The following is a 20,203-nucleotide window of genomic DNA, read 5'->3' on the forward strand; positions in this document are numbered from 1 at the left end:
TAAAAATCCGCTATTATCTATTGGATACTGCCTATTTTCTTTTTAAAAAATCTCACCACATACCTATCCAGCTAAGAAAAGGAAATACCCCAAAACAAAAATTCTACATTTTTGTTTTGGGCGTTATAATATTCCGAAGTTAATGAATGTGGCTAGCTCTCCTTATTAAGAAGACGGATTATTTTTTTGTTCTTCTACTAATGCACCTGTGCATCTAATACATGAGCTTGCGAATACATACAAATTCTTTATAAAGCCAACTCTACATATAGGACATCCTTTTTGTTATGATAACATCATATTCATATCTTCTGCTGCAGTTGTAATTAGTTTTAAACCAAATGTTTCTTGTAATACATCAAGCACACCAGGTGAAATAAATTCAGGGGCCTTTGGACCAATGCGAATATCTTGAATACCAAGACTAAATAGACCAAGTAAAATGGCAACCGCTTTTTGTTCAAACCATGATAGGACAATACTCACTGGCAATTCATTTACTTCACATTGAAAAGCATCTGCTAAAGCGGCCGCTATTTTCACTGTAGAAATTGAGTTATTACATTGCCCTAAGTCAATATAACGCGGAATCTCCGTACCAGGTACAAACCCATAATTCACATCATTAAAGCGGAATTTCCCACAAGAAGTTGTTAAAATAACCGTTTCTGGCGGAAGTGACGTTGCTAATTCACGATAGTATTCCCCGCCTTTTCCTGGTGCATCACAACCTGCGATGACAAAGAAACGCTTTATTTTCCCTTCCTTTACTGCCTCAATAATTTCTGGGGCTAATGATAATACTGTATTATGATGAAATCCTGTTACTAACTGTTCATCCGACTCCATATGTACTTCGGGAAGCTCTAGCGCTTTTTGAATCAATGGTGCAAAATCATCATTTTCAATTTTTTGTACGCCCTCTAAGCCTGCAATATCATATGAAAAGAATCGATCAGAGTATGATCCTTTAATTGGCATAACACAGTTCGTTGTAGCTAATATGGCACCAGTGAATTTTTCAAAAAGGCGTCGTTGATCGTACCATGCCTTACCAATGTTTCCTTTTAAATGTTTATATTTTTTCAGCTTTGGATATCCGTGTGCTGGTAACATTTCAGAATGCGTATAAATATTAATTTCTTTTCCTTCTGTTTGCTTTAATAGTTCCTCTAATGCAAATAAATTATGACCAGTAACTACAATTGCCTTACCTTCTACATGATTTTGTGTAATTTGAACAGGCTCTGGAACACCAAAGTGATTCGTATGTGCCTCATCCAACAACTCCATCACCCGTAAAGCTGATTTCCCAACTTTCATAGCCATATCAATATGTTCTTGTTCATTAAAGTTAGAATTTGTTAATGTCATATATAGCGCTTCTTGAGTTGTAGCATCTACAAATGCATCTGTATACCCTAGCTGAGCAGCATGAGTACGATAAGCAGCAATTCCTTTTAATCCAAACACAATCGTATCTTGTAAACTTGCAATGGTTTCATTCTTACCGCAAACACCCATCACTTTACATCCGCCTGTTGGCGTTTGTTCACATTGATAACAAAACATTATCATCCCACCCTCTCCCAATCATTCCTTACAAACTAAGCATAATACCCATTGAGAAAAAGGGATGTGATATCAATCACAATAATATATGAAAATTTGTGACAGTTCACATTGTTTACATAATATTTTTATTGACACTCTAAAATTTATACATAAGCATGCACACTTCTGTTGATGCTTCCAAATCACTAAATAATTGCTTTAAAGAAAGTCTAACAATATATAAATAAAAATGAATCTTTTACTAGCTCATTGTACAAAACTAAGATTTCTTACTATATTTGGCGATAAAGCATTTTGAATCTCTTGCGTAAATAATTTTGATTTATAAAATACAAAATTTCACATATAAATACGCTATTCTTTCTTATAATCCAAAAGAAAGAATAGCGTATTTTATTAGTTGAGAATGTTTTAAGGTTATTATGAGAACTCCCTTTATTTACAGTACTTTTACACTACCTTAACATTGTTTACATTAATTTATGATATATTAATATAGAAAATACTTAAGGAATTTCATGTACATTTTTATCTTTATGACCTCTTATCCGTTTGATAAGAGATCATGTTATATTTTTATAACAGGGGTGAATTAGGATGACTGAAACTTTAAAGACACTTATAATGCTTGATGTTACTTACGTTATTATAGCAATTATGACGGTACTGGTATTTGTATACTTAGAATTAAAATCTCAGTGACATATGCAGGCGTAATCGATAGCTTCAGCATTTCAATATAGTTAGAAAAAAGAGAGGAGAAAATTGTTTTCTCCTCTCTTTTTTATTCCAAAAATTTCTTACATCTACAATCAGCTTCATCATTATTTTATTCTTTGTTTCTTATTTCAACAAATCCAGTGTATGTAAAAGTAATCTTCTGTCCCCTACATCACCATGACCAGGTACTACTGAATTCATATTTCCATATCGGTTCAACACATTTTCAATCGATGTGGACCATTCATTTACATACGCATCAGCAACATTCCCTAAATCTTTCGCTTCCGCAGATTTCACTAAACAGCCTCCAGCTAAAATTTTATATTGTGGTAACCATACAACAATGTTATCTTCTGTATGACCTTCCCCCGGATAGAACGTTTCTACTTTCATATTTCCAAACTTCATATTCGTAATTGTTTGCAAGTCTCCAAGCGGCTCATCATATCCATTTTTCTTTGCTAGTTCCGCAGTTAATACTGTACTATGCGCTTTAATGCCTCTTTCTTTCAACGTTTTAATTCCGCCAATTCGATCAGCGTGTGCATGTGTAATAATGACATCAGTTACGCGCTTCTGAAATTTCTTTTCTACCATCTCTATTAGTTCCTTCGTTAACTTATCATCCCAAGAAGAATCGACAAGTACTAACCCTTTAGAAGTAGTAAGAACTAGACCACTCGAAGGAACTGCTTCTCCGTTAAAATAACCTAACTCCGTATGAACCCATACATTTTTGTTTAACTGAGAAAGTGAAATAGTTCCGGTCTCATTCTTTATTACTTTTTGCTCTAGCTTTTGTTCCGCTTTCACAGAAGAAATTGTGCTAACAAATTGAGTTGTTCCTAGTAAACTAACACATACCCCTAATTTTAATAATGTATTCTTTTTCATTTTCTCCACCCTTTCTTTCAAACTAAATAGTTATTACCTATATTAGACAATTCATCTCAAATGTTTGTTCCATCTTTTTTTACATATTTTTCATGCAACTAATAAAAAAGCGTGCAAAATTCTGTACGCTTTAAAACTTAAAATCACAAATTGGTAGTGTCTTCACTACTCCTAATGTCAAAATCATTATTCCTATCATTGTAATTGGACACTTTATAATAGCAATTTATGTAAATACACGTATAATTCATTAAAAAAAGATCATCCAATTGGATGATCTTCTTCATAATTTATCGACATATTGCTTTGCTTCTAGTATTGAAAAACCAAATGCTTCTCTTACTCTCTTAACTGCTGTAATCGTTTTTCCTGCTTCTACAAGCTGACGTAATTCTTTATTAATCTCAGCTTTATTAATCTCAGGTTCTCCTTCTACAATTCCCATTTCTTTCGTAATTAATTGTAATCTATCTTCAATCCTTTTTAAACGCGCATCATTTTTCTTTTCAATTTTAGTTAGTTTTTCAGCGATATAAATGAACCCAAAGACTGCTATCGGTATAACCATCCAAAATTCCATGAACGTTCCCCCTTACTAGCTTTTATTTATTTTTTTACTAAATTATGTAAATTTTACCATGACACACATTTAATGTATAATAGTAATATACAACATTATTGATAAAACCTATTATTTTAGGGGGACACTTTATGAAAAGATTTTTGAATACGTTATTGCAATTTGTAGTTCTTTCAATCGTGCTACATTTATTATTTGATATAGTTGGTTGGCTCGTTTTCAATGCACCAATAAAAAACAAAGAAATCATTATTTCCTTAATAACAACCTCATGGCTTACGTACATGTATCGAGATAAATTTTTTAAAGCATTCACTTCGAATTAACTTAAAATAAGAAACACTTCATCGGTAAAAGATGAAGTGTTTTCTTTTACTCTCCTTCTATCTATTTACTAATGTATAATAAAGTTAATATTCTGTTTTTAAAAAGAAAGGAGCAACTATGAACTTAAAAAGTAACAATATATACGAGAGAATGAACCAATATTCCGTTGCTGGTTTAAGCCTTGCCGTCATACGTGATGGCAAACTAAACGAAGCGACTGCCTTTGGAACACTTGAATCTGGAACAAATAGAACTGTCACTACGGATTCTATATTCAATTCTTGTTCTATTAGCAAATTCATCACCACAATGCTCGTACTAACATTATCAGATCAAGAAATCGTACATTTAGATGAAGACGTAACTGATAGACTCACATCCTGGAACATCCCTACTAATCTATTTACTTCACAGAAAAAAGTCACGTTGCGAAACTTATTAAGTCACCAATCTGGAATAATTGATCCTCCTAATAGTTTTGAACATTATAAGCTAGAGAAAGGAATACCTAAAATTCCTGAAGTCCTTTCTGGTAGAACATTATATTGCCCAGTACCTATAGAAATGAATTATGAACCAGAAAGTGAATTTCACTACTCAGACGCAAACTTTTGTATAATCGAACAACTACTAGAAGATATTACTGGGAAATCATTTAGTCAGTTACTAGAAGAACTTATCTTCCAGCCACTACAAATGAAAAATAGTACACTCTTCTCTCCCGAAGTCATAGATAAAACCGATGCTTTTGCTTGCGGGCATAATAAAGATGAAACTGTAACAAATGAGAAGTATCCATTTTATCCATTCGCAGCTGCTTCAGGCATTTGGACAACACCATCCGATTTATCAACTTTAGTAATCGAACTCATTCATTCCTTGCAAGGAAATGGAAAACTAAAACTTTCTCAAAAAACAGTACAGGACATGATTTCTCCTCAAGGCTGCTCAAAATGGACTGGGTTAGGTGTTTTTCTAAATGATTCAAATGAAGACTTACAAATTTATTCACTTGGCTGGGGCGTTGGATTCCAATGTATGATGGTTTGTTATCCTTATAGAGGTAATGGGGCTGTTATTATGACAAATACAGACTTAGGTGTTCATCAAATGGAGGGCGTCATTGGTGAAGTTTTAAAAATGCTATCTTTATAATGAATTAGACATATATAAAGAAAGAAGCTGATCCCCAGCCTCTTTCTTTATATAACATTTTTCGCAACAATTTTTATATGTTCCGGCGCGATAATTTCCGTTATACTTTCTTGGAAATCTTCATGCAACAGTTCTTCAATATGTTCTAACTGCACTTCGACATGTGTACATTCTAAATTATGTATGTTTAATAGTGCATAATGATCTTTCTTCTTAATTACTAAATATTGATTTTCTTCTGTTACGAGCATTGAACCTAATCGGGCTTCTAGTAGGCGTTGATCATCAAACTTCATAATTGCTTCTCCTTCCTTCACATAAATATAATTTACAAGTAATTATATTTATGGAAATAGCTCTAATGTAGACTATATCATAATTTACTAAAATATAAATATCATTTTTCTTCCCAATGAAAATTCCTGTTTTTTCATATATTTCGATACAAAAAAACTTTCTCAACATAAAAATAAGAATTTTCAGTTTTTTATCCCGTGAAAATCTATTATAATAAAGTTAATAAATGTTTGACCTCTCCTAATTCATGTACATATGGATGATCAGTAGTTGCTGCTACTGATCTATTTTTTTGATTTCAGAAAGCAAATACGCCGCATCCTTTCCTACACCACAAATAAGTGCCGAACCCCTTTGAGATTGCCATGGCAAACCAATATAATATAATCCTCTTACCGGACTTATTCCCTTTATATGATTAGGAAATCCTTTCTCGTTCACTGCCTTTTCTATTTCAATCCATTTATAATCTTGCATAAAACCAGTTGACCATATAACGCTTTCTGCACTATATGTATCACCATTTTGAAACATAATGTTATTTCCTGATGCACTTACCACTTTTTTCTGTAGTTTTATTGCTCCATTACGAATGAGTTCCTTACCTTCAAAACCAAAAATAGGATCCTTTCTCTTCTGAAACCACCTTCCTCTCTTTGTATTTATTTCAGCATACAATAAACCTATTTTTTCTAACCAATTGAAAATACTTTTTCTAAAAAGGTGTAACGGTAAAAACGTTAAAGGATGACTTATAGACATTGTAACTTCATGAGTTTTTGCAAGTTCTACTGCTATTTGCATTCCTGAATTCCCGCCACCTACTACTAGTACTTTCCCTTTAGGAATTTGTGATGGTGTTTTATATTGTGATGAATGTATTTGAAAAATATGTGATGAAAGATGTTGTGAAAATGAGGGGATGAATGGTTGCTGAAAACCGCCTGATCCGATAATAACTTTTTTCGATTGTAAAATTTCTGTAGGCGTGTGTAATTCAAATATTTCTTTCTCTTTCCTTATTTTTAAAACTTCAGTTTGCAATTGTACGGGTAATTTATAATGCCTTGCATATCCTTTTAAATAATTTGCAATCTCATCTTTATATGGAAATCCATTTTTCTCTCCTATTAATGCCATACCTGGCAAACTACTATATGCCCTCGGTGTAAAAAGCTGCAAAGAATCATATCGGTTTCTCCATGAATCACCAATTTGGTTTCCCGCCTCAAGTAATAAGAAACTATATCCTTCCTGCTTCAAGTAGTATCCCATTGTTAATCCAGCTTGACCAGCTCCAACGATAATTATATCTTTCACTCCAATCCCTCCTTCTCACAAACACATGAATATATGTTCATATGTTCATACGTTTCCATAATCATAACATTTTATTTTTATATAATTCAATATCTACCCAAAATAAAAAGAGCAGTTCACTATAAAGTAAACTCCCCTTAATATGTATCATCTCGTTACTCATTAATATTTCAATTGTCCCTAAAGGATCTAACGGCCCATACACACTATCACCTAAATTTATTATCATTTCGACCTTACGACGTGAAATATCTTTTAATACCACCTTTAAAGCGTGACTATTTCCATAAATATCTGAAATTATCACTATTTTTCTTTTCATTGTAACCCCTATTTTGATAAATTATTTATGACACCTCAATTTCTAAACCATTTCCTCATAAAATGTAATTCTATTTGAAAATGGATCAATCACTGTTAATTCAAGTGTATCCCAAGGTGTTTTTTCTATATTAGGTTTAGAATATAAATATTCTTTACTCGATAATACAGTCTGGTAGTTTTTTAAACCTTTCATTTTCACACGAATTGCACCACCTGGTGAAGCATCCCCATGATGTTCAGATAAATGTATTACAGTATCATTTAACGAAATTTGCATATATAATGGCATATTGTCCTCATACCGATGTTCCCAATCCAGTTTAAATCCTAAAAAATTAAAGTAAAATAACTGAGCCTTTTCAATATCAAAAATTCTAAATATAGGTGTAATCATTTATAATACCCTCCTATTTATATACATCCGCCGCCAATTCCCGCAAAACATCTACATTCATCACTTCAAAGCAACCATTCTTTTTCTTTATGATCTCTTTATCACAAAACGTATTCAATGTGCGTAATAAATGCCGATAACTCGTTCCTAGTAATTCGGCTGTTTCCGTTAAATTCCCACTAAACACAATTCTATTTCCGTGCTGAACCGCCCGTTCCCCTGCTGCTAACATATAACTCGCAAGTCGATTTTCAAGCGGATATAGTAAATTAATTGTACTATTTTTTGAAAGTCGATTTAATTTGTGGGCTAAAGAACCGCAAATGCATCTTAAAAATTTCGCATCATGAAACAACTGATTTCTAACTTTCCCTAAAGGCAAACCAACACAATAAGAATCTGCCATTACTTGTACGTTTGAAGTGATCCTTTGAGAGTGAATTAACTCTACATCCCCTAACAATTGCAAGCTATCATAAAAACATAATAATACGGACTTTCCATTACTTAATGTGTTAAACGCTTTCGCTTTTCCTTCAACAAAGAAATATAAATAATCTATCTCTTCATTTTCTCTACAAATGAACTCATTCTTTTTAAAAAATATAAGTTCCATATATGGCTTCATATCACTACTAAAAAATGAGTCAATATTATTTTGTTTCATATAATCTGCTAATTTATTTGAATTACATACTTTCTTCATAGTTCCCCCACCTTTACAACTAATCCCCATTTTAATCAAAATTTTCTTCTTCTACTATGACATATGTCATAGTAATACACAATTTCAACATGATACAGTCATTACAAACATGAAATACAAAGGGGATATTACATTGTATAACTTTCTTTCTGTCTTTATTGGTGTGCTTATTGCCATTATGCTTCCATTGAACGGAATTTTATCTGAGTTGATTGGCAATTATACAGCGAGTGTTGTCATTCATCTTGTAGGTTTAATAGCAGTTGTTTTCGTGCTAGTCCTTAACAAAAATAAAATTCACTTTGAAAAAGGTATTCCGCTTTATTTATATAGCGCTGGAGCGATTGGTGTATTCACTGTTCTTTTTAGCAATATAAGCTTCTCTGCTCTTGGTGCCTCTATTACTATCGCATTAGGCTTACTTGGTCAATCTATTGCTTCTATCGTAATTGATCATTTCGGTTTATTAGGTATGAAAGTTGCGAAGTTTGAAAAGAAAAAACTAGTTGGGTTATTATTCATCTCTTCTGGAATTATTATCATGACAATTTATTAATGGGGGCAAGAATATGTTATATATTTGTATCGCTATTTTAGTTGGAGTATCCATCGTTGTTGCTAGAATTATTAACGCGAATTTAGCAAAGAAAATTGGAAATTGGGAAGGTACGTTTTTTAATTATATTACTGGATTATTTTTCTCTATGTTATTTTTAATTTTCAGTTCAGATTCGTTGTATATTTCTAGTCATACACTGCAATCCATACCTATCGCTGTATACTTAGGCGGATTAGTAGGTGTTATCGTCATCTCATTATCAAACTATATTACTCCTAAAATTCCAGCATTTTATTTAACGTTACTCATCTTTATCGGACAATTGTTTACGGGGACTATCATTGATTTCTTCTTGTCACACGAACTCTCAATGGGCAAAATTGTCGGTGGAATTTTCGTATTAATAGGGCTTACTTACAATTTACTCGTTGATCGCCCTATAAAAACTGTGAAGCATAGCCACGTACAACTATAATACTTTACGCTTACCTATCATATATTAATAGAAAAGCTCTTCAAACGAAGTAATAGAGAGGAGAATATTCTATTAAGAAAATTATTTTACTGCTAGGTAGTGTATTGATTATTTTTGGAATCGTATGGTTTTTCAACTCTGGAAAATCTATGCAAGATTTCTATACAGCAAGCAAACCAAAGAAGAAAGCTACTATTATTTCAACTCAAAGAGACCCAAATGCACCTCCTGTCTTTTTAGGAAAACAGGAAATAAAAGATATACATGTAGAGTCAATTAAAACAAAAAAATCTATCTTCCTTACAAAAACAGATGAATTAAAAACATTCATTAACAGTATGGACACAGCAAAAAAAGGCGATTTAACGCTAGATGAAGAAGGTTCTGATTCAGTAGATTGTAACATGTGGATTACTTTCCAAGATGGGACTTATAAACAATATTTAATTTGGATAGTAGATAACAACAGTAGTGAAGTTATGATTGCCCATCAAAACACTCCTGATGACGTAGATCTTACTTATTATCAATTAAATGAAGGGAATTCGAAAAAAGTATATAACTTATTTAAAAAGGTTATTTAATAGAAAAAGTCATGAGCTAATAGGCCCATGACTTTTTCTATTTATATATATTCAGGGAACACTTTACAGCTCTTTTCCTGCTCCATATCATGACCAAAGAAAACAATCGGGTTCTCTTTCATCACAACCTCTTTCAAACGTTTAATTGAAGCTAAAGCTAATTCCGGATCAAATCCAGCGAACGGCACTTCATCTTCAAAATTTTCTTTCGTATAAGATGCATCAATTGTTAATAACACAGGACCGGATTTTTCTGTCTCAATTAATAGTGACTGATGCCCCGGAGTATGTCCTGGTGTATACAATAATTGAACTCCTGGTACGACTTCATAATCCCCTTCAATGATTTTGTAGTTTAAATTCGGCAATATACATTCTTTCATATATTCTTCACTATGTTGTGCCGCCTCATATTCAGCACGCTGCACGATAATCGGTGTATTTGTAAAAGCACCATTTCCTCCTGCATGATCAAAATGTAAGTGAGAACTAATAATATACAGAAGGTCTTCTGGCTCATACCCTGCACGCTTTAAAATATTTACGATTCTATCTTCTTCAGTCATTTTTGGTAAAATCTGTCCCTCAACAAATGTACCGTTAAAAAGCCCTTCATTATTAACTGCACTTTCTGGCATACCTGTATCTACTAAAATAGGCCCCTCTTCTGTCTCCAACAAATAGCACCATACTGGTAAGTTCAATAAATTCCCCGGTGTGAGCGTACTATTAACAGAAGAATGGTCTAACATACAACGACCTGCTGGGACGAAATAAAGCTTCTTTACTGTCATTATGTATCCACCTTTTCATTTAGTTTTGAATAAAACAATATAGTAAAGAATTCCTCTTGTTAGAAATAAACTCCTTCTCACTTTTCATTGTTTCAGTTATTATTTTTGAGTCATTCACAAATTCTCCTTACATCGTTAATTACTATTCGTTATCCTCCTAAGAATCGAGAGTAATAAAACAACTGTTTGTATTCTGAAATAAAGTTCGAAGTAAGAAAGCACTTTAAGCAATACAGAAACAAACGCTAGTATACGAATGGAAAGGATACACACTTAAACGAATATTAAATATAAAATAACCGACTACCTACATGTTGAGAAAAGGAGTCGGTTATTTTTTTATTTATTATTGCTCTTTATGTGCGGCGAGCTGAGATTATAAAAGGTAATATGCTATTTTATTTCACTGAAATATTTCCATTATGTGTGGTTAATTTAATTAGATTTTCTCCCTCTCCAATAACCGCATTCCCTTTATATTTATCCAGGATATTCGCTCTGCCATTATCGACAGAAACATTAAATTGAACATTAGTTGGTTCTTTTTCGGTTTCAATATTGATTTTTCCATTGTGAGTCGTAAAATTAAGATTTCGATCAAGTTCATTTGTTTTAAGAGTAAGACTTCCATTCTTAGATTGCCCCTCTATTTCACCTTCAACATGATCTAGCATTATTCGTCCATTATTCGATTTTACATGAATATTTTGCGCCATTATATCTTTAAAGTCCATAATTCCATTGTTTGCTTCCGCAATAACTTTTTGCGAATTGATCTCTCTTAATTCAACACGCCCATTGCTTGTATTGATATTAAAATGTGTTACGTTTAGTTTTTTGGCAGAAACGTAGCCATTATTATTGGAAACTTTTAATGAATCATATTGCTTTTCAGGCAGATAAACATTTAATGTTAATGGGGCCAATACTTCGGAAATGTCGAAGTTAAACCATCTCTGTTGTTTTTCTTTGTATGAAATAAGAAGCGTCGAATCTTTATCATCCGTAATCAACGTTCGTTTTATATTAGGATTAACTTCCCCATCTAATGTTATTTTAATGCTACTCTCTGTTGTAGGATAGGTGTTAACACGAACATTATTCGTATCGATAATGACGCTTGACACATTATTATTATTAATGACCTTTTCTTCTGAAATTGGTACTGCAGCAATTGAACGATAAGTGAATAAACTTCCGATAATACCAATAATAAAAATAATACCTGCAATGATTGAAAGACTCTTTTTATTTATCATGCTTCAAACCACCTTTTACTAGTGCCATATTGAACTTTAAATAACGAACAAATCCATTATTTGCCAGCTTCGTTAAAAATAACATAGCAATTACAATGAAATATCCAAGTCCACAAAGTGCTAAAGAAACGAAAAGATTAAATAGCAAAAATGTATTTGGATGCACAATAGTATCAACAATAACAAGCAGTGGTGAACCTAAAAATGAAATTCCTAGAACCCATCCTGAAAAAATCAATGCCGCTAATGTAATTGCAGGTCCAAGCACGATTAACAAATTGAAAAAACCTAATCCAATTACTGCCCAAATTGCCCGAAAAACATTTCCTGTTGTTGCACTTGCTGTTACTTTCTCAATATGATAATCTGCTAATAACTCTTTGGCGATTTGAGCTGGAGAACCTAATGAAGCTACAATTTCTTCTTCACTTTTCCCTTCCTCTAATCCGAAAGTAAAATGTTCTTCATAATCTTTTAAAATATCTGTACGCTCTTTTTCAGATAATCTTTTTAGAGATGCATTTAATTGTTGTAAAAATTTATTTTTCGTCATTACGTACACCTTCTTTTATTAATTGATTGACACCTTGTGAAAACTCATTCCATTCCTCCAAAAGTTGATACAAATACGTTCTACCTTTATCCGTCAGTGTATAATACTTCCTTGAAGGTCCTTCTGAAGACTCCTGTAAATACGTTGTAAAATATTCTTCTTTAGTTAATCTACGAAGTAAAGGATAAACAGACCCTTCTGATATTTCAATTTGATTGGAAATACTTCGAACTAATTCATATCCATAACGGTCTTGCTTATCGAGTAAGACAAGAACACAAAGTTCTAAAACTCCTTTTTTAAATTGTACATTCAATGTTCATTCACCCTATTCTAATTGACATTCACTACTATTTATTATTCAGTACCATTTTATAATAAGTACTCGCAAATATAATATACCACTTAGTATTATTCATTGCAAGGTACACTGGAAAAATAAGTATAACTTTAAATTAATGATACAACGCTTATAAAATCAAAACGATGGCTTTCCCCTTCCAATTATGGAATTCTAAATGCGGATGAATCCAACCTTTTACAAAATGGAAAGGACTCAACTTTTTTACATAACAACACTTCCCATCTATAATGAAAGAGAAAAAGACTCTTACTTTAATGGAGGGAATAAAAATGAAAGCAATTGGTTTACATGAATACTTACCTATTGAAGAAGAAAACAGTTTAATTGATATTGAAGTTGAAAGACCTGTTGCGACAGGAAGAGATATACTCGTTAAGATCAATGCGATTTCCGTTAACCCAGTTGATACAAAAGTTCGATCTCCGAAAGATAAAAAAGAAGATGTAGCAAAAATACTTGGCTGGGATGCTTGCGGCGTTGTCGTACAAACTGGCGAAGGTTGTACATTATTTAAAGAAGGCGATGAAGTATTTTACGCTGGAAGCATAACGAGACAAGGTACATATAGTGAATACCATCTAGTTGATGAAAGAATTGTTGGTAAAAAACCAAAAACGTTGAGTGATGCTGAATCTGCAGCAATTCCTTTAACAGCTATTACGGCGTGGGAAGGTTTATTCGAACGTTTAGGCATTGATTACGCTAAGAAAAGCGAAAACACATTTAAAAACATTTTAATTATCGGCGGAGCTGGTGGTGTTGGCTCGATTGCTATTCAGTTAGCTAAATGGGCTGGACTAAACGTAATCGCAACCGCATCCCGCAACGAAACCATACACTGGGTTGAAAAATTCGGTGCCGATTATATAGTTAATCATCACCAACCTTTAAAAGATCAAATATTAGAATTTGGGCTAAAAGATGTAGATTATATCTTCTGCTTAAACAATACTGATCAACATTGGCACGCAATCGGTGACCTCATTAAACCACAAGGGAAAATTTGCTCTATCGTAGAAAATGAGCACCCTCTTGAAATGGGGATTTTAAAAAGTAAAAGTGCTACATTCGTTTGGGAGTTTATGTTTACAAAAGCGATGTATGAAACTGGTGATATGAGTACGCAGCACGAACTATTAAATAAAGTAAGCGAGCTATTAGATGAAGGTATTCTTCAAACTACTTTAAATGATACGTTAACACCAATTAATGCAGAAAACCTTAAAAAAGCACATGTATTACTTGAAAGTGGACGTACAATTGGGAAGATTGTATTAGAAAAGTTTTAATAACAAAAGTCCGATTTCTAAATAAGAAATCGGACTTTTTTATTACCTTTATTTACTTGAAACCTCTTGATTATTTTGAACGTCTAACGGAGCTCTCTTCCCTATTCCGAAAGCATAGAAGCTAATTGTTACGATAGCTAAGAAAACAATACCTACAACTAGTGAAATACGAGTATCATCGTTAAACCACATACCGATTAATACCATAATTAAAAAGGCAATTGTTAAATAGTTTGTAACAGGAGCAAATGGCATTTTGAATGGATGATCTTTCATCTCTGCTCCCTTTTCTTTTCTAAAACGAATTTGACTAATTAAAATAACAAACCATGGCACCATACCAGGAAGTACACTCGCACTATATACATATACGAATAAGTTTTTTGGCGCGATATAACTTAAAACAACACCAACCGCTAAACCGATAATTACACCAACTGTACCGAATAAAGGTACACCGTTACTAGAAATCTTCGCAAAGTATTTCGGTGCTTGCCCATTTACACCTAACGTATAAAGCATACGTCCAGCACTATAAATACCACTGTTACAACCAGACATTGCCGCTGTAATAACAACGAAGTTAATAAGTCCCGCAGCTGCCGTAATACCAACCTTCGCAAAAGTTGCTACGAACGGGCTACCAATTGAACTTAATTGATCCCAAGGATAAACAGTTACAATAACGAAAATAGCACCAATATAGAAAATTAGAATACGCCAAATTGTGCTTTGAATTGCTCTAGTAAGTGTCTTCTTTGGATCTTTCGCTTCACCAGCAGTAATCCCGATTAATTCCACACCTTGATATGCCCCAACTACAAGTGATAGCGCAAAGAAGAATCCTGAAAAACCACCTGTGAAGAAACCACCATTTTTCCACAGATTAGATATACCAATTGCTTCTCCTCCGTTCCCAATTCCGAAGAAAATGAGACCGAATCCGGCAATAATCATTAATAAAATCGTAACGATTTTAATCATCGCAAACCAAAATTCAAATTCACCAAATGACTTAACCGAAATTAAGTTAGCAGCACCAAGAATAACCATTGCGATAACACCAGGTATCCAAGCTGGTAAATCCGGGAACCAATATTTCATATACGCCCCAACTGCGATAATCTCTGACATCCCAACGATAACCCACTGGAACCAGTTACTCCACGCTGTCATATAACCAGCTAACGGGTGAATGTACTTATGACCGAACGTCGCAAATGAGCCTGTGCTTGGCTCCATATACAACATTTCTCCCATGGCACGCATAATGAAGAAGATGAAAACACCTGCGATTGCATATGCAAGCATTACTGACGGACCTGTCCATTTAATCGTGCTGGCTGACCCCATAAACAAACCAACACCAATCGTTCCGCCTAAAGCAATCATTTGAATATGACGTGCTTCTAAACCTCGTTTCAATTCTTTGTTTGCCACTTCATTTCCCCCTCTTAGATGATTCATAGCCGCATTTTAAAGTAAGATGTTTTACCCCTAATTCCTCTTTGGCTTGAAAATGATGAAACAAACGTCATTTTAGACTAACTTTAAAGCTATCCTAAAATCTTATTTTGCCTCTTATAAAATTTCCAAAACCCCTCATCTTCCTATTTTCTATAAAACTTAAAATTGCTTACTTCATATTAATTCATTTATCTGAAAAGTTCAATTATTTTTTCAATAAATCATTATACATAAATCTGATTAATTTTTAACTAAATTAACAATAAAATACATCTATTCAATATGATTCTAGTATGAATATTATTACAATATAAATAACCGAGGAGAAAGTATTCACCTCGGTTATTTATCACATACACATTAATATGTATTGTTTATACTACACTTTTCCACCATTTAAATGAATTTCATTTCTATTTCTATCATCATCTAAAATCTTACTTTCACCTTTTCTATTCGTTCTGCGTACACACCCACTGAAGGATTTAATATATTAGTAAAATTACCTACCTTTGCATACCAGATACATCCGTCCAGTCTTAATCACTCAATTCTCATTTCTGAAAAGTGATCCTTAGTAGTACAAAAACAAAAAAGCCCAGCAATTCATCACTGGACTTCTTCTTTATCTTCCAACAAAACTTCCTTATCAAAACGAACAAATTTACTCTGTACTTCCATTCCAGCTGCTTCATATACGCGAGGTGCTCCTGTAATATTCTCAGAATCTACATTCAGATGCACTTTTGAAATCCCCTCTTCGTACAATTGACCAAATGCATACTGTAACAGAGCTAATCCTAACCCTTGTTTCCGCTTAGAACGCCTTACACCTAAATGAGTAATTTCAGCTTTATTATCAGTACCCTTTTTACTAAAGATAAAACCCACTACGTCATCTTCAACCATTGCTAGTGACCATAATGTAGGATGAAACCCATCTCTTTCAGTACGCTGCAAAACTCTTCTAACGTAGAGGGATGCGAATTCCAGTGGTCTGCAAAGGCTTCATTAAAAGCTTGATGTAATCTTTCATCATCTAAACCTGGTATGTAATGTCGCACTGTAACATCCTTTGGCCATAGTGGCGATGGAACATTTCTCTTTAATTCAATCCCCATCCCCCACCATATACGAGTTGGGATAAATCCATCTTCTTCTAATACTTTTTCCTCATAGAAATTATTTGCTTGTGTTACAATCGTGCCATTCAAGCAAGACGAATTACTTACAAGCCCCGTAGCACGCTCTTCAAGCTTTGACCATATTACATGTTCAATTCCTTGATTTATATAATCAGGGTTTACAAATACGGCAGATGGAAACTCCCCTTCATTTCCTGTCAAAATTCCATAAGCGATTATTTCTTCTTCATTCATAACAACATAAGAGCTTTTACTAACATCAATACCTTTCCATGAGTTAATAATATCCTCTATCGTTGTATCAACTTCACCATAAATGGCTTGATCATAAATTGTACATAACTTTAAAATTTGTTGTAAACTTTCTTGTGTGGTTGCTTTAACATTTAGATTGTTTACTAAGTTCCGCATACATTTCACTTCATTTAAACGAAATAATAAGATTATAATAATTAAAAATTCGAATCCTCTTGCAAAAAAACATTTCACACTGCTACTATTTTACGAAAAATATTATTGCTCCTAAAACAATCAACAATACACCCGAAAGCGGAAAACTCTTTTCTTCCTCTTTTATCTTTCTTTCAATCAGAAAGATTTGATATCTTTATAACCTTATATGTCCCCCCATCCATATAGACAGGGGGACATATACCGCATCATTCTTTACTTAATACTTTCTAATTCCCATTGGTGATAATTACCTGGTGAAGTTGTATGCTCAGATTTTAAAACACGCTCACCAGCACCTACAAGCGGGGCAATACCATTATCTGCAACAGAACTAGTCCACTGGTTTTCTCTTGATGTTATATAATTAGAATCAGATTTTATATAGAAGTTCTTCTGATTAGTAAGCTTGTCTAATTTAATAGCAGATTTATTGTGATCAGTATCTAACCAACTATAGTCATAACCATTTCCAATGTTTAAATACTGATAATTACTATGACTACTATTCGTAAACTTCATAAACACTTCTTCATCTTTTTTGAATAGTTCTTCCGGTCTAGATTTACCTTTTCTTTCAAGTATTACTGGTGTTGCTTGAACGTCTGGTCCATGTATTGCTTGTTGGATAGGACCGAGTCTCAATCCATCCCAATTATTCCCCTTAAGTGAAAAGTGTACATATCTCCCATTAATTGATTGGCTTAAAGTACCAGCGCTCCAAGATTCGTTTACACTGTTAGCGAAGTTAGTAGCTGACTTCAAATAATACTGTTTTCCTTCTACTATAGGTTCTCCGGAATTATCTACTACTATTTTATCGATAGCGTCTAGATAGTTTTTATTTGAAACAAGAGGCGTGAAAACTTCAGTTTTATTGTCTTTTACATCAATTAATTCAAACTTAGCGTGAGATTCCCCAAGAGATGCACGGTTAACTGCTATGTCTACAGGTTCATTTTCTTTAGATTCATATACATTTGAATTCTGATTTCGAACTAATGTTACCTTTTGGCTCTCACCTTTTTTATTACGAACCGTAACAAAGATTTCTTTATTTAAATTAAATATACCTGGTATAACCGAAGCATAAATCTTTTTCTTGCTATAATCATAACTGCTATATGATAGAGTTGGTTGTAGTGCGCGTTGATCAAAGAAACCAAGGTTCACACCTCGTTCTAAAAGAGAACGATTTGGACCATAACGAACTAGATTTTCTTTTGGCTGACCATTTACAATATGCTTCGCTACCCAAGCCCCCTTGCCTATCCCGCTATTTTCAAAAAATTCGTCCAGTGAAAGATTATAATCAACACTAGCAGGTTTTGTTTTGTTCGTTCTTGGTGTATACACTCTAAATTTTGGTATAGAACCCAAATTTGTTTCTACTAATGTAGTAGAGGCATTTACATTTGATGCAAAATGCGACCAATCACCTAAATTTTCAAACTTTCCATCTTTCATTGTATATACATTCATTGTACTGGTAGGCAAGACCTCAATAGAAAGGGGTGCCCCTTGTTCTACCGCTTTTAATTCATCTAGTGTTAGAGAAATTTTTACATCCGCTTGACCTTCTATACTATCCATTAGAATTTCAGTTTTATTGTTTCCGCCTTTTGCTGTAGTTAACAAGTTGGCTTTATAACGATCTTGTGTCGCCTTAACAGTATTAATAATTTTATTACCTAATCGAATGTTAAAGTGAGGTGAAACATCCCCAGCAGACGCTGTACCCGTGTTTTTATATTCTAGATGGAAGCGCACATTTGCTGCTTTAGCTGAATCAACAGTTGTTGCTGTTGACCAATCAAAACTATTAGAGATGCTTTCTGTTTCCGTTTTTGTATTAGAGTAACCATATCCTACATTTAACGATCCTTTTCCTGAAGGTACAGGACCCACTGCCGATCCCTCAGCGCCGCCTTCAACCGCTAAACCAACATTAAAAGAATGTTGTACAGATAGACTTTTTTCCCAGCTCTTAGTACGTGATTCACCATTTGAATCTGTAATACTAGCAACCGGAGTAATATCGATACGTTTTACAGCAATTTGTAGATTTGGCACATTCGCGATCATGGGGTTAAAATCTGTATCAGAATCACTATCATAATGCTCCACTTCATAGCTATCTGTAAAAGGGTCTCCATCTGAGTTTGCACTCTTCGGATTTGTTATAAATCTCTTTTTTCCAAAGTCTTTCACTAGATCATATAACTGAGCTTCATTTTTTCCTGTCTTTTCATTAAATACAATTTTAAATCCTTTTTCTTCCACGTCATTAGGAATACCATCATCGTCCCAATCATTATTTTCCTGAGGTTCTTCCATAATCATGATTCCCTTTTTTCCAGAATCACCATAGATAATATTTTGTCCTTCCTTTAGATTGGTATCTTCTTGAAAGGTTTCCACTTTTCCGCCTTGTTCAGGCTTTGTTTCAGCTAAAGCAGGGGATGTTATCGTCAATGCCATAGTTAAACTACTTACTGCACCAAGTATTGGCTTTAATTTTTTCATCTTAGTTTTCCTCCATATTTCCTATACATGTTTGAACATCTACTAGTAAGATTGATTTCATAATATCTCACAAGTCTTTCATTTCCCTTTCGCAAATGTTACAAAAGTCTTTCACAATTTTTTTTTACTTTATTGATATAACGGGTTCCGTTGCAGAATGTCTTAACACATAGAAAGGTGAGAAAATTGCAGAAACAAATTTTACAAATTATTTCCTAACCAAACAAAAAGGCAGTTTTACTTTGCTATTTAATAAATTGTAAATCTGATAGGTGACAAAAATAAAAGGAACACAACTTTTTTAAAGTTGTGTTCCTTTTATTTATAAACTATTTAATTATAAAAGATAAAATCCCTATAATTACACATGCAATTCCGCTTAAGAATTGTCCCAGCCCCGCTGTTTCTCCTAAAATAAAGAAATTAAAAATATTTTTTCTTGT

19 protein-coding genes and 3 pseudogenes are annotated in these 20,203 nt (G+C 33.4%); 7 read left to right on the plus strand and 15 right to left on the minus strand.

Annotated elements, in window-relative coordinates:
* Positions 1 to 285: 285 nt before the first annotated feature.
* The gene (hcp, locus tag JTF23_RS20780) at positions 286 to 1,572 is read right to left on the minus strand and encodes a hydroxylamine reductase (RefSeq protein WP_088099385.1); all 1,287 of its coding nucleotides are present in this window, start codon (positions 1,570 to 1,572) and stop codon (positions 286 to 288) included.
* Positions 1,573 to 2,418: 846 nt separating this feature from the next.
* Positions 2,419 to 3,192, minus strand: a complete 774-nt coding sequence (bla2, locus tag JTF23_RS20785; RefSeq protein ID WP_204209525.1) for a BcII family subclass B1 metallo-beta-lactamase — start codon at positions 3,190 to 3,192, stop codon at positions 2,419 to 2,421.
* 149 nt (positions 3,193 to 3,341) lie between these two features.
* On the opposite strand from bla2, the pseudogene JTF23_RS20790 reads away from it, so the two are divergent.
* A pseudogene (locus tag JTF23_RS20790) lies at positions 3,342 to 3,446 on the plus strand (DUF3784 domain-containing protein); the annotation flags it as partial.
* Positions 3,447 to 3,475: 29 nt separating this feature from the next.
* Here JTF23_RS20790 and JTF23_RS20795 read toward each other — a convergent pair.
* Positions 3,476 to 3,772: a hypothetical protein gene (locus JTF23_RS20795; protein WP_204209526.1), complete on the minus strand. Its 297-nt coding sequence runs from the start codon at positions 3,770 to 3,772 to the stop codon at positions 3,476 to 3,478.
* Between the two features lie 131 nt (positions 3,773 to 3,903).
* Between JTF23_RS20795 and JTF23_RS20800 the strand changes: the two genes are divergently transcribed.
* Positions 3,904 to 4,098 carry a hypothetical protein gene (locus JTF23_RS20800; protein ID WP_204209527.1) on the plus strand — a complete coding sequence of 65 codons (195 nt, stop codon included), beginning with the start codon at positions 3,904 to 3,906 and terminating at the stop codon, positions 4,096 to 4,098.
* 118 nt (positions 4,099 to 4,216) lie between these two features.
* Positions 4,217 to 5,254 (plus strand): serine hydrolase domain-containing protein, encoded by a 1,038-nt coding sequence (locus tag JTF23_RS20805; RefSeq protein WP_204209528.1) that lies wholly within the window; start codon positions 4,217 to 4,219, stop codon positions 5,252 to 5,254.
* A 47-nt stretch (positions 5,255 to 5,301) separates the two neighbouring features.
* Here the strand turns inward: JTF23_RS20805 and JTF23_RS20810 are convergent, their stop codons facing one another.
* The 5 genes and pseudogenes from JTF23_RS20810 to yeiL form a co-directional block, all read right to left on the minus strand.
* Positions 5,302 to 5,550, minus strand: coding sequence for a hypothetical protein (locus JTF23_RS20810; protein WP_204209529.1), 249 nt, complete (start codon positions 5,548 to 5,550; stop codon positions 5,302 to 5,304).
* Positions 5,551 to 5,827: 277 nt separating this feature from the next.
* The gene (locus tag JTF23_RS20815; RefSeq protein WP_204209530.1) at positions 5,828 to 6,871 is read right to left on the minus strand and encodes a flavin-containing monooxygenase; all 1,044 of its coding nucleotides are present in this window, start codon (positions 6,869 to 6,871) and stop codon (positions 5,828 to 5,830) included.
* A 130-nt stretch (positions 6,872 to 7,001) separates the two neighbouring features.
* Positions 7,002 to 7,193: pseudogene (locus tag JTF23_RS20820) on the minus strand (metallophosphoesterase family protein); the annotation flags it as partial.
* A 42-nt stretch (positions 7,194 to 7,235) separates the two neighbouring features.
* Positions 7,236 to 7,589 (minus strand): glyoxalase superfamily protein, encoded by a 354-nt coding sequence (locus tag JTF23_RS20825; RefSeq protein WP_204209532.1) that lies wholly within the window; start codon positions 7,587 to 7,589, stop codon positions 7,236 to 7,238.
* 13 nt (positions 7,590 to 7,602) lie between these two features.
* Positions 7,603 to 8,295 (minus strand): transcriptional regulator YeiL, encoded by a 693-nt coding sequence (yeiL, locus tag JTF23_RS20830; RefSeq protein ID WP_204209533.1) that lies wholly within the window; start codon positions 8,293 to 8,295, stop codon positions 7,603 to 7,605.
* Positions 8,296 to 8,404: 109 nt separating this feature from the next.
* Here yeiL and JTF23_RS20835 point away from each other — a divergent pair, with 109 nt between their 5' ends.
* The 3 genes from JTF23_RS20835 (at position 8,405) to JTF23_RS20845 (ending at position 9,913) form a co-directional block, all read left to right on the plus strand.
* A complete protein-coding gene (locus JTF23_RS20835) occupies positions 8,405 to 8,851 on the plus strand; it encodes a DMT family transporter (protein WP_002121099.1) in 447 nt (148 codons plus the stop codon).
* A gap of 13 nt (positions 8,852 to 8,864) precedes the next feature.
* Positions 8,865 to 9,329: a DMT family transporter gene (locus JTF23_RS20840; protein ID WP_002121102.1), complete on the plus strand. Its 465-nt coding sequence runs from the start codon at positions 8,865 to 8,867 to the stop codon at positions 9,327 to 9,329.
* 104 nt (positions 9,330 to 9,433) lie between these two features.
* Entirely contained in the window at positions 9,434 to 9,913 is a 480-nt protein-coding gene (locus JTF23_RS20845; protein WP_204209534.1) for a YhfM domain-containing protein, read from the plus strand.
* Positions 9,914 to 9,954: 41 nt separating this feature from the next.
* Here JTF23_RS20845 and aiiA read toward each other — a convergent pair whose 3' ends face one another.
* From aiiA to JTF23_RS20865, 4 genes are all read right to left on the minus strand, one after another.
* Positions 9,955 to 10,707, minus strand: a complete 753-nt coding sequence (gene aiiA, locus JTF23_RS20850) for a quorum-quenching N-acyl homoserine lactonase AiiA (protein WP_204209535.1) — start codon at positions 10,705 to 10,707, stop codon at positions 9,955 to 9,957.
* A gap of 398 nt (positions 10,708 to 11,105) precedes the next feature.
* Positions 11,106 to 11,966, minus strand: a complete 861-nt coding sequence (locus tag JTF23_RS20855) for a DUF4097 family beta strand repeat-containing protein (RefSeq protein WP_204209536.1) — start codon at positions 11,964 to 11,966, stop codon at positions 11,106 to 11,108.
* Positions 11,956 to 12,519, minus strand: a complete 564-nt coding sequence (locus JTF23_RS20860; protein WP_204209537.1) for an HAAS signaling domain-containing protein — start codon at positions 12,517 to 12,519, stop codon at positions 11,956 to 11,958. The genes JTF23_RS20855 and JTF23_RS20860 overlap by 11 nt, the downstream gene beginning before the upstream one ends.
* A complete protein-coding gene (locus JTF23_RS20865; protein ID WP_002199791.1) occupies positions 12,506 to 12,835 on the minus strand; it encodes a PadR family transcriptional regulator in 330 nt (109 codons plus the stop codon). Before JTF23_RS20865 ends, JTF23_RS20860 begins: the two co-directional genes overlap by 14 nt.
* A gap of 317 nt (positions 12,836 to 13,152) precedes the next feature.
* Here JTF23_RS20865 and JTF23_RS20870 point away from each other — a divergent pair, with 317 nt between their 5' ends.
* The gene (locus tag JTF23_RS20870; RefSeq protein WP_204209538.1) at positions 13,153 to 14,172 is read left to right on the plus strand and encodes a zinc-binding alcohol dehydrogenase family protein; all 1,020 of its coding nucleotides are present in this window, start codon (positions 13,153 to 13,155) and stop codon (positions 14,170 to 14,172) included.
* A gap of 48 nt (positions 14,173 to 14,220) precedes the next feature.
* On the opposite strand, the gene JTF23_RS20875 is transcribed toward JTF23_RS20870, so the two are convergent.
* From JTF23_RS20875 to JTF23_RS20885, 3 genes and pseudogenes are all read right to left on the minus strand, one after another.
* Positions 14,221 to 15,612 (minus strand): amino acid permease, encoded by a 1,392-nt coding sequence (locus JTF23_RS20875; RefSeq protein ID WP_131231030.1) that lies wholly within the window; start codon positions 15,610 to 15,612, stop codon positions 14,221 to 14,223.
* Positions 15,613 to 16,248: 636 nt separating this feature from the next.
* Positions 16,249 to 17,195, minus strand: a pseudogene (locus tag JTF23_RS20880) (GNAT family N-acetyltransferase).
* A 255-nt stretch (positions 17,196 to 17,450) separates the two neighbouring features.
* Entirely contained in the window at positions 17,451 to 19,760 is a 2,310-nt protein-coding gene (locus JTF23_RS20885; protein ID WP_204209539.1) for a binary toxin-like calcium binding domain-containing protein, read from the minus strand.
* Positions 19,761 to 20,203: the final 443 nt, after the last annotated feature.

This window comes from Bacillus sp. RIT 809 (assembly GCF_016892495.1).
Lineage (GTDB): Bacteria > Bacillota > Bacilli > Bacillales > Bacillaceae_G > Bacillus_A > Bacillus_A cereus_U.